The sequence below is a fragment of the Rhodopirellula maiorica SM1 genome (assembly GCF_000346295.1).
Taxonomy (GTDB): Bacteria; Planctomycetota; Planctomycetia; order Pirellulales; family Pirellulaceae; genus Novipirellula; species Novipirellula maiorica.
The window spans coordinates 1-14,628 of sequence record NZ_ANOG01001003.1 but is presented as its reverse complement, the minus strand read 5'-3'; the positions used below and the strand labels follow the sequence as shown (position 1 = coordinate 14,628).

General features: G+C 54.8%; 9 protein-coding genes. 4 read left to right on the top strand and 5 right to left on the bottom strand.

Going from position 1 to position 14,628, the window contains the following annotated elements; translation table 11 throughout:
* Positions 1-216, top strand: a 216-nt coding sequence (locus RMSM_RS43190; protein ID WP_236622396.1) for a hypothetical protein, incomplete at its 5' end; no start/stop codon positions are given.
* 78 nt (positions 217-294) lie between these two features.
* On the opposite strand, the gene RMSM_RS32430 is transcribed toward RMSM_RS43190, so the two are convergent.
* From RMSM_RS32430 to RMSM_RS32425, 3 genes are all read right to left on the bottom strand, one after another.
* The gene (locus RMSM_RS32430; RefSeq protein WP_008707649.1) at positions 295-1,317 is read right to left on the bottom strand and encodes a DUF1559 domain-containing protein; all 1,023 of its coding nucleotides are present in this window, start codon (positions 1,315-1,317) and stop codon (positions 295-297) included.
* A gap of 424 nt (positions 1,318-1,741) precedes the next feature.
* Complete coding sequence (locus RMSM_RS41545) at positions 1,742-1,918, bottom strand: hypothetical protein (protein WP_160168424.1); 177 nt, start codon at positions 1,916-1,918, stop codon at positions 1,742-1,744.
* Positions 1,919-2,080: 162 nt separating this feature from the next.
* Positions 2,081-3,256, bottom strand: a complete 1,176-nt coding sequence (locus RMSM_RS32425) for a DUF1559 domain-containing protein (RefSeq protein ID WP_008707647.1) — start codon at positions 3,254-3,256, stop codon at positions 2,081-2,083.
* A gap of 466 nt (positions 3,257-3,722) precedes the next feature.
* Between RMSM_RS32425 and RMSM_RS32420 the strand changes: the two genes are divergently transcribed.
* On the top strand, positions 3,723-4,493 hold the full coding sequence (locus RMSM_RS32420) for a phytanoyl-CoA dioxygenase family protein (RefSeq protein ID WP_236622395.1): 771 nt from the start codon (positions 3,723-3,725) through the stop codon (positions 4,491-4,493).
* Between the two features lie 315 nt (positions 4,494-4,808).
* Here the strand turns inward: RMSM_RS32420 and RMSM_RS32415 are convergent, their stop codons facing one another.
* Together RMSM_RS32415 and RMSM_RS32405 are read right to left on the bottom strand one after the other, a co-directional pair.
* Complete coding sequence (locus RMSM_RS32415) at positions 4,809-6,560, bottom strand: FAD-dependent oxidoreductase (RefSeq protein ID WP_008707644.1); 1,752 nt, start codon at positions 6,558-6,560, stop codon at positions 4,809-4,811.
* Positions 6,561-7,068: 508 nt separating this feature from the next.
* Complete coding sequence (locus tag RMSM_RS32405; RefSeq protein WP_040770684.1) at positions 7,069-8,439, bottom strand: Gfo/Idh/MocA family protein; 1,371 nt, start codon at positions 8,437-8,439, stop codon at positions 7,069-7,071.
* A 719-nt stretch (positions 8,440-9,158) separates the two neighbouring features.
* Between RMSM_RS32405 and RMSM_RS32395 the strand changes: the two genes are divergently transcribed.
* Positions 9,159-11,762 carry a di-heme-cytochrome C peroxidase gene (locus RMSM_RS32395; protein WP_008707641.1) on the top strand — a complete coding sequence of 868 codons (2,604 nt, stop codon included), beginning with the start codon at positions 9,159-9,161 and terminating at the stop codon, positions 11,760-11,762.
* 48 nt (positions 11,763-11,810) lie between these two features.
* Positions 11,811-14,628, top strand: a 2,818-nt coding sequence (locus RMSM_RS32390) for a protein kinase domain-containing protein (protein WP_008707640.1), incomplete at its 3' end; no start/stop codon positions are given.

Below are 14,628 nucleotides of genomic sequence, written 5' to 3'. Positions count from 1 at the left end.
GTTATCACCGCGATGCCGGATCTTCGCTCCTTTGCGCTCGTTGCCGAACGCAAAGGGAAGTTGGTGTCAGCGGATCAATCGCTACTGATTCGCTTCGGCGTCGTCAATCGATTGGTCTTCGATTGCGATGGCCTCACGGGTTTGCGAGTCCAGTGCGGGGGGCGTGGCTGCTGTGTCGCTACCGCAACCAAGCGTCACGGCGCAAACCGCCAGTAGTGTGAGAATTGAAAATCGTTTCATTGGTAAGTCTTGTCGGGTTAAAGATTTTTGGGGAGTGGAATGAGCGAGACCGTTTTACTCGAACTCGATGATTTCGCCGTCGTCGCTGACGCTGAGTCGACGGAACAGCTCGTCGTCAACCGATTCGCTGACAAACCGCATCGATCCGTCGGCCAAGCAAAAATTCGTTCCGCCGGGATGCGAGGAACCGAAGAATGGGTGCCATTGTCCCCACACCACTCCGCCTTTGTCTGTGACGGTCGTCCACGACGAACCGTCTTTATGAGTCGCCTCGCGGTCACTGATCGGCGTGATCCCATAGCGAGTTCCATCCGCCAACAAGCCACCACCGAAGCGGATGACGTCTTCGTCCCAACCGGCGTTGTTCCAACGCTCGTTGTCGCCCCCTTCGCTGCCGAACGAATCGCGGTGCAATGCCTTCTCGCCAATCATGATCGTGTTGGATGATCCATCGCGAATCTGCTCAATACGAATCTTGCCACGATCGGTTTGCATGATCACACCGTCGAGTCCACTGCTGGCCTTATCGCGTACGCTGCCTGGCCCTCGGGTGCCCGCATTGCCAGCGTAATCCACTCGATAAAAGCTGCCGCTTCCATAGGAGGTCGAATTGCGTCGCGAGGGGCACGTGTAGATGGGCGATGTGGCTTGGGCCACGAGATCTTCTTTGGCGTTGTATCCGCTATCGCCGACATCGGGATCGTCGGATTGACTCGCCAATTGATAGACATTGTCCTGTTCGATAAACGCCAGGATCGAATAGGACCAACTCCAACCCGCGTGGGTTTGGGATCGGCAGCAATCTTCTAACGGATCGGGCACCCGGCGGTCTCCGTCACGTCCACCGCCTGGCAAATTCCCGTGGGTGTCTTGAAAATTGTGACACGCCAATCCGATTTGTCGCAATTTGTTCTGACACTGCATGCGGCGCGCTGCCTCACGCGCGGCCTGGACCGCTGGCAGCAGCAGTCCAACCAACACGCCAATGATCGCAATGACCACGAGTAACTCAACCAACGTGAATCCGTTCTTTCGAATTGCATCGGACGGACGCATTCGAGTGATCTCCACATTCATTCTTTGTCCTTTATTCTGTGTTTCGATGTTCTGACACCACAATGCATTGCAAGCTCGTCACGCGAATGACGACCAAGAGGCGGGAGGGTAGAACACGCAGATGAAGAAGATCTGAAGGATTGTTTAAGAATGAGAAGCCAACAGCGAGCAGAGGGCTGTCGAAGGCTTCAATGTGGCGGCGAGCCCCGTAGTGATGGATTTAACGCGACCGGGATTCACCTACGATTGCGGCAGTCGATAGAGCAATCTTTTGGGGGTGCATTTCATACCCACCCTACGACCGCGAGAAGAGAATGGGGACTGCCACGTTTTTAGATACTGACGTTTTTAGAAACGCGAGTGATGTGGATGGGGGTTGCGGTGTCGCCCCAGTGCGGCCAACCGTTGCCGGACGCACTGAAATAGAGAAATCGTTATGTAGAGTCTACTCGTCCATTGACGCTTCCGATTCCGCTGCCAATCTAGCCTCGTTGGCTTCGTATTCGGCAATCGCGGCGGCGTCGGCATCGTCGGTGACATTGACCGGTTGAGGATCCGAGCAACCGAGAGATAGCGAGAGGGACCCGAGCATTAGTAGTGCGAGTGAGAAGGAGCGTTTCAAGTTAAATTCCTTTTGTGTTGTTGACTTTTGTGTTGTTGAATTGGAGGTTAGTGAGGTGTCGGTCGGCATCCTGGTGATGCCGACCGATGCAATGAAAACAACATGTCCCGATGCCACACCACGAGCTAGGGCGATCGTGGTGCGACGCTCAGAACGATTGCCTTAGAACTCTGCGTCAATGACTTCTTTGCTGGCACGCGAACCCAGTGCGCCCCAGAGTCCATAAGGACTTTCGGAGCCAGGAGCCTGAGCACCGGTGCCGTTTTTCCAAACCATTCCCGCGGTCGAGTTGCCCGCTTCGATCGAATCGGTGATAAATTTCACGCCTCCATCGCCCATCAACACATGGCTACCACCTTGATGTTGGCTGGATGTACTGCCGACCACATTCAGGTCATCCCCGTTGCTTCGTGAACAGATTTCAGAGTTAGGTGGCAAAATGGTGGTGAAACCAGTGAAGATCGTTTTTGCATCCGCCCAACGATAACCACGAGCTCGTGATTCACGACTGGCCTTGATCCAGTAGCGAGGGCGATCCGCCTCGATTTTGCCCGCACAAGCCTTGGGATTGTCACGAATGGTTGCCATGGTTGCGTTGTTGTTGCCCGCACTGAAACTAGGCAATACCGAGCGGATGTCTCTGTCGCCAAGATAGGTCGCAATTTCACCCGCCGCGATCGTGTTGGACAATCCATCGAGAACATCGCGGAATCGACCTTTGTCGAACGGCTTGAAGAAACCGCGATGAGCAACGCGAGCGGTTGCAGCACGCGATCGTGGCCCGTCAATCTTTCGTTTGTTGGCCCATGGTCCGTATGCGGTTTCATCGCATGAGTCACCGATACATGCGGCGTAGTTCGACCGGCCTAGCGATGGCAAACCTTGACCTGGGTCGCTGGGACAACGGAAGCCTGGGATATCGGTTGCCCAAGGTTCGTAGTTAATGTTCTGAGGCGTCGGCCCCATTGCATTCCACGTTCCGCCCACGTTGCTGGGATTGGAAATCTGCTCCCACAATGCTTGTTGCTCAATGAACGGCAAAATGCCTACGAACATACTGAGTTGCCGATTGTTTACGACTCCCGAACTTCTCCACCAATCGAGCCCGGGGTCCGGTGCCACCGTGCCGGTGCCGTGCGTGGGCAGCTGTTTGTAAGCGGAGTGGTAATTGTGGATCGCCAGCCCAATCTGTTTGAAATTGTTGCTGCAGCTCATTCGCCGCGCTGCTTCGCGAGCCGCTTGAACCGCCGGTAGCAAAAGTCCAACGAGGACTCCGATAATTGCGATGACGACCAACAGCTCAACGAGTGTGAATCCATGACGTGATCTACGTTGCATAACGTTCACCTGTCCCTTGATGAGAAGAAAAGAAAGAAAAGAGAAGTGTGTATGCCCCCATTATAGCGGTGGGGCAATCCCCGTCATTAACGTTTTGCGGCACACCGTTAACGATATGCGACGTCGGGAATGCCTCCATTAACAGAGGGCAATGGCGAAGGATGTCCGCCTTTTACTCGCTTCGATCTCGCTATAGCGGTTCGATACGCTCGAATGAGATCGGGCGGTGATCGGTCCAACGCCATCGATTTTAGTAGCCTTTGCGACGCGACCTGCACGGTGCCAGCAAGTAAAACAATTCAATTAGACAGCATCCCTAAACGCGGCGCCACAAAAATGGCCTGCAGAGGGGGTAGACTGGTTCTGTAGAACGCATAAAAGGGGGCAGCAGGCGATTGGTGCGTCCCGCCTTGATGCGGATCTCAAACCCCTAAGCCGATTCAACGGACAATCGATGAACGAAAACATGATGAACGATAACGCATTGCAACAGATCCAGTCGAATGGTTTTGTTGTGATTGAAAATGCCATTGAATTGGCGACGGTGCAAAGCTTGTGCGCCCAATGTGAGCAGGCGTTCTTGGCCGAATCCGACGTGCAGCGGGCTCGATCGAGTCGTGGACACGTCTACGCCGCGCGTAACTTGTTGGACGTCGTTCCCGAAATTCAGACGTTCTGGCGAACGGGGAAACCGCTACAACTTTTGCGTTCGGTATTAGGGGACAGATTTGGTTTGGTGCGGGTATTGTTCTTCGACAAACCGCCCGACCGAACTTGGACGCTGCCTTGGCACAAGGACACCGCGATCGCGGTCGCAGACAACTCGCGTCGCTCTTCGCTGTTTTCACGACCGACCCAAAAATCCGGAGTCCCTCATGTTGTCGCGGGCGACGACGTTTTGCATCAGATGCTGACGTTGCGATTTCATTTAGACGACGTCACCGACGAGAACGGTCCTCTACGCGTGATCCCCGGGTCTCATGTGTCCAGTACCAGCGAAGGAGAAGGGAGCGAGGCCGCGGTGACGATTCATGCCGCGGCTGGCGATCTGTTGGCGATGCGACCTTTAATCACCCATAGCAGTGGTTCCTCAAAACCAGGAACGAAGCGACATCGACGCATCCTGCATCTCGAGTTCGCTGCGGATGTGAATCTTCCTGATGGATACCAGTGGCATGATTTTGTTGCCGCGAGCATGCACGTGGATACGCGCGACCCCAGCGACTTTGCTCCCTAATCCAACGCGGTGAAGGATTTCGAACCACAGGATTGGTGCTAATCATTGTTTAGCTGTGTTCGCATCCGTTAGCGATACGCCCAATGCCATCTACTTTGGCAACCACAGGGGGATGCTCAAGTAGTGGGATTCTCCAGAATTCCCATCGTTGCTGTTCAAAAAGCAGGAACTCTGGCGAGTTCCACTACGAAAGTAGATATCATTGAGCGTACGCCTATCGGCTAACGGTTAAACGAAGAACTCTGAATTGAGCGTACGCCTATCGGCTAGCGGTTAAACGAAGAACTCTGAAGCCAGACTAAGGATTGATCGCGATCACGTTGGCCAGACCAGTTCGAATCCTTGGCCTTTTAGCACGCTTTGAAATGCGGAAAGCGTTTTGGATTGATTGCGGATGCCGCGTGGACTTTCGCGTTGGTCCAGACAATGCGCGGCCAACGCGCCGGCGGCTTCGCCGATACTCCACTCGACAGGATGCAACCGGTAACACCCGTTACTGAGGTGGGTCGTACCAATGTTTTTACAGCCAGCAATCAAATTTTCGATCCGCTGCGGGATCAGCGAACCCAGGGGGATTTGAAAGGGAACGCTGGCGAAGTCGATGTAGTTATCGCCACCCGAGCTGGGGTGCAGATCGAGATGGTAGTACCCAATGCCAACGGTGTCGTGAAATGGAGCCGCCGTGAGTGGGGACGTGGAATTTTTGACGACTGCTTGCCGATCCGCTCTAGAGAGATGCTGCTCGAGGATCGTGAACTCGGCCTGGATACGCCGCGATTCGCGGATGTAAGGGTATTTTGCCAGTCCGTCGGCGGTGCCCATGATGTCGTTCCGCAAACGAAGCCCTTTCCATCCCACGCCACCGTCCGGACGCGGCGCTTCGGTTTGCAACCAATACAGCAGCGACAAACTCAATTGCCGAGCGCCTTGCAGATGTTTGGCAATTTCCGTTTCATTGCCAGTCATCAAATTCCCAAGCATGTAATCATTTTGGGGCCAATTGACGATCGTCACCCCGCTGTCGTAAGTGCCCGCCAGAAAGTTTGCCGGATCGATAATGCGGCGGTACAGCCACAGATTCAGTGCCTTGGTCTTGGGCGGTGGCGAGTTTTTGGTCGGCGGCACAAAGGCCAAGTCGTGAGGTTTCAGAGTGTTCGGTTTCGAATATTTCAGCGACAGCAATTTTCCTGGCCAAGGCGGGGTCAATTCCGGCGTGTAGTCCTTCCAGAAATCGTATTGATCGGGTTTATCGATCGTGTGATCCGCACCCTCAATATGGTCGATCGCAAAACACCACGTGAATGCTTGAATGTTATCGGGTTCGGCGTTTTCAGGAGCGTGCGATTCTCCGGTCTCGTGTCGGGATTCGGCTCCGGTGACGTACTCGGTGTTGGTTAGCGGCAGCAGGTCGCCTTGTTCGCTGGCGTCGATAAAGTAGGGTGCCGAAACGTGAATCTTCTCTCCCTGGTCGGTGACCAGAGTGACCGATCGCACCCGATCGCCATCCACGTCGGCATGGATCGGTTTTGTATTTAGCAGCACCGTCAATCGCTTGGCGCTAACCGCTGGGGCCAACATGGCATCCAGCACAGCGACGGCGACTCGCGGTTCATGACACAGTCGCGACACGTTGCCATTGCCGGGATTGAGTCGCGGATTGCGCTTGGCCGCTTCGGTCAACGGATAGTGATCGCGGTAGTAGTCGCGAACCTGCTCGCGAAATTGACGGTAACTTGCGGTGCTTCCATGCGTTTCGATGTGGGCGTGTTCGTCGGGCGGTACCCCTTGTTGGCTGAGTTGTCCGCCGATCCAGTCCGTCGGTTCGGTCAACAGCACGCGTTTTCCCATGCGTGTAGCGGCCAGTGCGGCGGCACAACCACCGAGACCTCCGCCGATGATGACAACATCCACGTCAAGCGAATCATCAAAGCGAACGGCATCCGATGCAGCCGTAATATGTGGATAGAATGTCGAAGCGGCTCCGAGGCCACAGAATTCCAGGAAGCGGCGGCGCGCGAAACCGTGAGCGTAAGTCGCCGGTGCGACCGTGTTCGTTTTTTCAGACATGATGTACTTGTGGAGGGACCGAAATCTTTCGGCGATGGAGGGGCTTGAGGGCAGTCGGAATCGACGTTCAGTATAAACGTTTCGCCGCGAGTGTAGCGTTGCTGTCGAACCAAAATGTTGCTCTAGAAATTCGAGCGTCTTGTTGTTGGACGACGCATGCCTCGCGTCAAAGGAGTCAGCGGCGATTCACTGGGGTTTGCCTGGCATTGTATAGACTTAGCCGCCAGCCCCTGGTGTGCCGCTGCGATTGGGAAGATGGGATCGCTCACACCGTTGATCCGCAGCAGCAAACGTGGGGGGAAAACTTCGGCGTTTTACATGTTGTCGAAAGGACACGAGCTCTACGGTGGGATGTCGGGACTCGTGGCCTCGTCCACTACGGCTAACGACGAACTTGTTGCCGAACGGTTCTTTAGCAGAAAAAAACGCGAGCCGTCCTGTACAGGCATAGTCCCTGTTGCTGGATGGCTCGCGTTTCGCGATGGTTCGTATAGCCGCTAGCAGCGGATTACATGTCGATTTCGTAGCCCTTGCGGTTTTCGCGAGACAGGAACGAATTGGCTTGGGGATCACCCACGATTTCTCGCTTTTCAGGATCCCAGCTCAGATCGCGATCGAGTCGCATGGCGATGTTCGAGAGATGGCAGATTTCCAACATGCGGTTGTGCGACCAGACATCGGAAATCGGTTGCTTGCGTGATTCCATCGCTTCAATAAAGTTAGCGGTATGGTTCGCGCTGACCGGTCCACCGTACACCTCTTCGATCGCTCCTTCGGGAAGAGGATTGCTCTTGAGGTCTTCGACGGGTTTGCCGACAATTTTGCCGCGATTGACAAAGAAGCGTCCTTCGGTGCCTTCGAACAGGATTCCGTTATCACCTTCGCTGTTGATAAACATCTCGACATCGTTTGGCATGTCGACGCGGATTTTGAACTGCGTGGCCACGTTGTACTGGTCGTTGACAACGGGATGACCATCCTTGTATTCGACTGGCAACGAATATTCGAGCGGCGACACCTTGCTCGGCCCGGTATCACTAGCGCCCAGCGCCCAACAGGCGATATCAACGTGGTGGGCGCCCCAATCGGTCAGTTTGCCACCGGAATATTCGTGCCAGTTTCGGAACGCGTAGTGACAATTGCTGTATAGCGGAACGCCACCGCCGTATCCTTTACGGATCTCGGGCAGTGCTCGGTAATCGACTTTCGGTGCCGGCCCGAGCCAAAGATCCCAGTCAAGTTCTTTCGGAACCGGAGCAACTGGAATGACCGGCGAAGCCGTCATGCCGTTAATCCCGCAGGTCACCTTTTTGACCGTACCGATGCGGCCGTTTTTCACCAACGCAATCGCTTGCAAGAAACGTTGGCTCGATTCGGATCGCTGCATCGTGCCGACTTGAAACACGCGGCCGGTCTCTTTGACGACCTTTTCGATCAATTTGCCTTCGGCGATCGTCAGCGTCAGCGGTTTTTCACAGTAAACGTCTTTGCCGGCGTACATCGCTTCGACCGAGATTTTCGTGTGCCAATGGTCCGGCGTGGCGATCATCACAGCGTCGATGTCTTTGCGGTCCAAGACCTTGCGGTAGTCGTTGTAGGCATCCGGTTTCTTGCCTTGATGCTTTTGAACTTTCTCGACGTTGGCGCCGAGGACATTAGCATCGACATCCGCCAAGGCAGCAAAGTCGGCAAATTTGAACGACTTGCTGGTAATCGCCCAACCTTGGTTGCGAAGCCCGATGGTGGCAAACACGGGACGGCTGTTGGGTGACTCGTTGGCAAATACGTTGCGGGGTGAAGGAATCAGTGCGGTAGCGGTCCCAGCCGCAGCGACGGTTTGCAAAAATCGACGGCGATTGGGGGTGCGAGGGGTGGTCATCAAGTGAATTCCTGTGGGTGAGATAGCGTGAATCATGCGGTGGGAAAAGCGGAGCAACAGTTTGATCAGAGCCAATCTGGCTGCCTCAATTTCAAGACGTATCGACACGTCCAGCATCAATAATAACTGGTTTTGTTCCGCAATCCCACACAGAAGCAGGTTAATAGCCTATCTGAAAACCTTCTGGATCGTTGTACGAGGTCCGTTCCGTTAGTACGACTGCCCCTTTTGACGTTCTACGCCGGCCCTTTCCCGGGCGTTGTGCGACGCAGGTACGGCGCCCCTTCCGGGCCAGCGCGCGACGAAGGTACGGTGGCCCTTCCGAACCGGCGTGCAACGATAGTACGGCGCCCCTTCCGAACCGGCGCGCCACGAAAGTACGGTGGCCCTTCCGGACCGGCGTGCAGCGAAAGTACGGTGGCCCTTCCGGGCCGGCGCGATCCACCTCAACAACCATCTTGCCAAGCTCCGGCAGCACCTTCGCACCTCCGCTTTCGCCTAGCCACAATCCGGGGGACACCCGTCGAACGCCCCCGCGATGTACAGATATGCAGCGACCGATTTCGGTTTGCAGCGGTTTCAACGTGAGTTTGACATCTTTTTTGCTGAGAAACGCCGTTGCAAATCATGGGTGCCCAGCGAGCAACTACACTCGGGGCTAATGAACAGGGGGGCACTGAATAGCTTTTCAATCAATCAGAAAGTTTTAGAGTACTAGCATGTTCGATTCGATTCGGCAGACCCTGAAAGCGCGCCTGCCCTTTGTCATTGCGACGGCCGGTGAATTTATTGCTCTGTACTATTGGCTCAAGCTTTTTGACCAGTCTTCTTACCTATGGGCAACCCTCGTGCTGTGGGCCGGATTTTTGGTCGAGCGAGTCGCGGTGCTCTACTGGGTCAAAGAAAACTTTGGTGGCAGTGTTGGCATCGCCGCGGACCACAAACCGTGGTGGCAGAAGCTGATCGGATTGCTGCTGATTTGCTTGAGCGAGATCACGGTCTGGGTCGCATTCGTGTTTGCTCAGCATTACTTTGGTTGGACAGCCGCATTCTTGGTCCTGTTCGTGGGCGAACAAATTGAACACAGCATCGAACTCGGCTTGTTATCGCAGACCAGTTGGCTGAATTTTGTTGCTTCACGGCAAGCGACGGTGATCACGGTGCTGGAGACACTCGGTGGAATTGCGTGGCTGTATTTGGTGCGGCATGACCAAGCTCAGCTAGGCGGTATGATGCTGTTAATCGGGTTGACGATCGAGCATGTGATCCAAGGCGACGCGATCAAACGCAGGATGCAGGCGAAGCAGAATCAGGGCGACGCCGCCTCGGACACATCCGCTGAATCATCCAAGCAACCTCGATTGATTGGAACCGCACCAGTGGTCGGCGGCATCATCACCGTGGCGATCGCAGGCGTGTTGTTTACGGTGCTGAAACCTTTCTGTTTTCGGATCTTATCGCCGCCACCGACCATCGATGCGCCGGTAACTTACTTGAAACAGAATTGGTCCGCGGAAAAACGCGACGAGTTTTACCACGCGTCGCAAGGCACGGTGCTGATGAACGCCGATTGGTTCATGGCGTTAGAACAACCGACTATCAAATTTGTGGGCCGCGTAGGGCTGATGTCCGACCAAGACTATTTGGCTCGATTCGGTTTCTTAAAAGACGTCCAAAACGACGAGCACAATTCGTTTAATCTGCCCGTCGGGTTCGCCGTCAGCGAAGTCACGATGCCTCACGATGGATCCAAACAGCGAGTGGTTGGGCTGACCTGCGCGGCCTGCCACACCGGTGAAATTCATTATGCGGACCATCATCTGCGAATCGACGGTGCCGCGGGGCTGATCGATTTAGAACAATTTCAAAACGCGGTGGGTGCAGCGTTTCTGTTAACGATCAAAAACCCACTTCGATTCAATCGCTTTGCCGACCGTGTGTTGGGCGATGACCACTCGCCGGACGAGTATGCCGAGCTGAAAGAAAGCGTCAATCGTGTCTTGCAGCAAGGACTGGCTGAAAAAGAAGCCAATGCGTCTCGCGAGATCTACGATGGGTACGATGGTGGCTATGGCCGCACGGACGCGTTGGCCAAGATCGCCAATTTTGTGTTTGGCACTCAATTGGACAACGACAATTTGCAGATCGGCAGTGCCCCGGTTCGATTCCCACCGCTCTGGGATTCGCCTTGGTTCGACTGGGCCCAGTACAACGGTTCGGTCGAACAACCGATGGTCCGCAATATCGGAGAAGCGATTGGCGTGCGGGCGCGAGTGAATTTGGATCCGCGTTCGGAGCGTTTTTTAGACTCGACGGTCGATATCGATGGGCTGCACAAGATCGAGACGTTGTTAGCTGGCGACGCGCCGCTGCAAGGGTTGCAATCGCCGCAGTGGCCACAGGAGGTGATGGGAGCGGTCAATCCGACCAAAGCGGCGGCCGGTGCGGCTCTGTATCGCGACCTTTGCCAAGCGTGCCATTTGCCGGCATTGGACAGCGACGAGATTTGGGAGGATCAAAATTGGGTGGCCAACGACGCGTATTCGATGACATGGCAATGGAAACCACCAAGCAAGCGGGCTCGTTTCCTAAATTTACAAGGTGTTAATATCGGTAAGGTAGGTACCGACCCGGGACAGGCAACAAACTTCTTTTCTCGATACGTGAACACGGGAAAATCGGTGCTGCCGTCGGTTGCCAAAGGTCTATACAAGAACCAACAGTGGGAAAACAAAGGTTGGTACACGCCGGCCGATGGCGAAGCGACGACTGAATACCCCGCAACTGTGTTGTCGGTGGGCGAGGCGCTTCAGCGAGTCACGGTCGCGATTGCCCAACGCCACTATGACCGTCAGGGGTGGTCGGCAGAGCAACGCGAGCGTTATAGTGGTTATCGAAACCCAGGGGCAAGAAACCCCCTCGAATATCGTCCGCGCCCGCTGAACGGTATTTGGGCGTCGCCTCCCTATTTGCATAACGGTTCAGTGCGCACGATCTATCAATTGCTGTGCCCACCTGAACAGCGTGATCAAACCTTTTACGTAGGAACGCGGCAATACGATGCGGTTCATTTGGGGTACAAAAACGAACAGGTTCCCGGGGCGTTCCTGTTCGACACGCGAGTCGAGGGGAACTTGAACACAGGACACGCCTTTGACGCATTGCCGCTGGGCAATGGCGTGATCGGTCCACGATTGTCGCACGAAGAACGCATGCAGATACTGGAATATCTGAAAACGATGGGCCCGGCGGGACCGGTTCCTGAATCGTTTATCAAAGCAGGACGCAGAGCGAGCGAACCGGAAACAACGGCAAACAATTAGCAATCGCTATCTGCCGGTTTCCGTAAACGTCAATAAAAAGAACTTGCGATGGAGCCTACCGAACACGACACGACGCATAAAACGGCGATGACGTTTGGCGATCGCTATCGCACGATTCGTATGATCGGCGAAGGCACATTTGGTTGGGTTTACGAAGGCTATGACCCGACATTAAAACGCAAAATTGCAATCAAAGTCCCCAAACCACGCGCGGAAAAGGGCAGTGCCGAAAGGACGCAGAAGTACCTTGACGAAGCGCTCAGTCTAGCCAAGTTGCAACATCCGGGAATCGTTTCGGTGTTCGATGTAGGAGTGCAAAACGGCAAAGTCTACATCGTCACCGAATATCTAGAAGGCCCGACGCTCTTCGAGTACATCAGCTCGCATAAGCTTAGCCACGTTGAAGCTGCGAAATTGATTGCGGACTTGGCGTTGGCACTTGGCCACGCGCATACGCAGATGGTCGTTCACCGCGACGTCAAACCGGGGAACGTGATCATGACCAAAGATCGCGGTCCGGTGCTGGTCGATTTTGGCTTGGCGATTGCCGAGGACAACGATGGCAGCCAAATCGGCGACATTATGGGAACGGTCCAGTACATGGCGCCCGAACAGGTCGAAGGCCAGGCACATCGTATCGACGGACGCACCGATATCTATGCGTTGGGTGTGTTGATGTACCAACTTTTGACGGGCCGTGTTCCGTTTCGTAGCGCGAACAAACACGAGATTCGGCGGCAAATCTTGCAGGACGATCCGCAGCCGCTCCGGCAATTGTCGCCGGACGTACCTGAAACACTGCAGCGAATCTGTCTGCGTGCGATGTCACGGACAATCTCTAAACGCTATTCGACCGGACAAGATTTGGCCGATCGTCTGAACCATTTCTTGAGTTCGTCAATCCAGGTGGATTCGTCGGACGATTTCTATTCGGAATACGAGGGCAACAATTCCACCCCGACGCGGCCACTGGAACATGCCAGTCCGGTCCATCCTGTGGGCATGGATCCGACCAACGAAAGCACGATTCCCCTTGCCGACAGCCCCTCGAGCAAATCGCCAGACAGCGACGACTCGACGGCGGGATCACAGGGATCCGGTTCCACGGTCTCGGGCCGCCGGCATGTCACGGTTCTACGAATCAGTGCCGTGGCACAGAGCCAAGGTTCCGTCGGGAGCGACCCCGACGATCAAATCGAAATGCTCAATCAATTGCAGAACGCAGTCAGCGAAAAAGCGAATGGCTACGGCGGTAATATTTTGTACCGCGGAGGTCAAGAGTTTTCGGTCTGTTTTGGATATCCACTCAGTTACGAAGACGCGCCGCGGCGCGCCACCGATATGGCAGTGGATCTGAGAGACCAATTTCTCAGTCCGCAGGGAAACGATCACGGTCGTGCGAACATGCATTTGGACCTGTGGCTATCGATTCACAGTGGAATGATCGTTGTCATGGGCGGCGATGCACAAAACTTGGTGGGGGACGTTTTTTCGTTGGTTTCCAAAATCGATCGCGAAACAGAACCCAACGAGGTCGTCGTTAGCGAAGACACCTTGCGATTGGTGGGACATCATTTCGATACCGAACGGCTCGCGGCTACTTGTGGTCTGCGAAACGATGAGCCCACGGCACTGTATCGAGTACGCGGGCGGCGTGCGACGACGATGTCCGACAAGACCGCCGACGAAGTGCAACAAACGCCGCTAGTGGGACGCGACCAAGAAGTCAGTATGTTGATCGATCGCTGGGAATTAACGTCCGAAGGCGTTGGGCAACTGGTTGCATTGATCGGCGAAGCAGGCCTGGGTAAATCCCGTTTAATTCAGATCATCCGCGAACACGTGTCCCAACAATTCGCTGCCAAAAATAAATCGGCAAACGGACGAGCTCCGATTCTGGAATGGAATTGTTCGCCTTATCATGCCGCCAGCGCGTTTCAGCCTGTCAAGGAATCATTAATTCGGTGGTTGGATCTTGATCCCGACTCGAGTGGTGAGGCACGACGGCTTTGTGTCGACGAACATCTGCAATCGATTGGGATGTCGCGGTCGGACTCGTTGCCGATTCTGTTGGAATTGCTGTCGCTGCCGGCAGATCCCAAATTGGGACCACTCACGATGGCGTCGTCGAAAAAGAAAGAGTTGACCGTCACCGTCATCCTAAACTGGGTCACGTGTCTGTCCGAGCAACAACCGTTGTTGTTCATTGTCGAAGATTTACATTGGATTGACCCATCGACACTGGAGATCTTGTCGCGGATCGCGGATCAACCGATGGACGTGCCCTGCTTGTGTCTGCAAACGTTTAGGCCGGAGTTCACGACTCCGTGGACCAGTCGGGCACATCAAAGTCAGATCGCACTGAACCGATTGACCCGCGCGCAAGCCACTCAGATTATTCGCTCACGGATGGGCGACGGATATATCGCCAAAGGCACCATCGCTCGCATCATCCAGCGAACCGACGGCATCCCGTTGTTTGTCGAAGAGTATGCCAAAATGTTGGCCGATTCCGATATGGCAGGCGATGAACACAACACCGAGTCGCATGGATCATCATTGTTGTCGGCTCGCAACAGCGAAGAAATCCCGTCGTCGCTACAGGACTTGTTGACGGCTCGGTTGGATCGGGCAGGCGGCGATCAAGGATTTGTGCGTTTGGCTGCCACCATCGGACGCGAATTTTCTTACGAAATGATTCGTGCCGTTGCTGAATTGGACGAGGTGACGCTGAAACGCGAATTAGGGATTTTGACCGAGGCCGAGATCCTGTATCGACGGGGCAGGCTGCCCGATTGCACTTTTCAATTCAAGCATGCATTGATTCAAGACGCGGCGTACGAGTCGATGCTGCGTCGCCAACGAC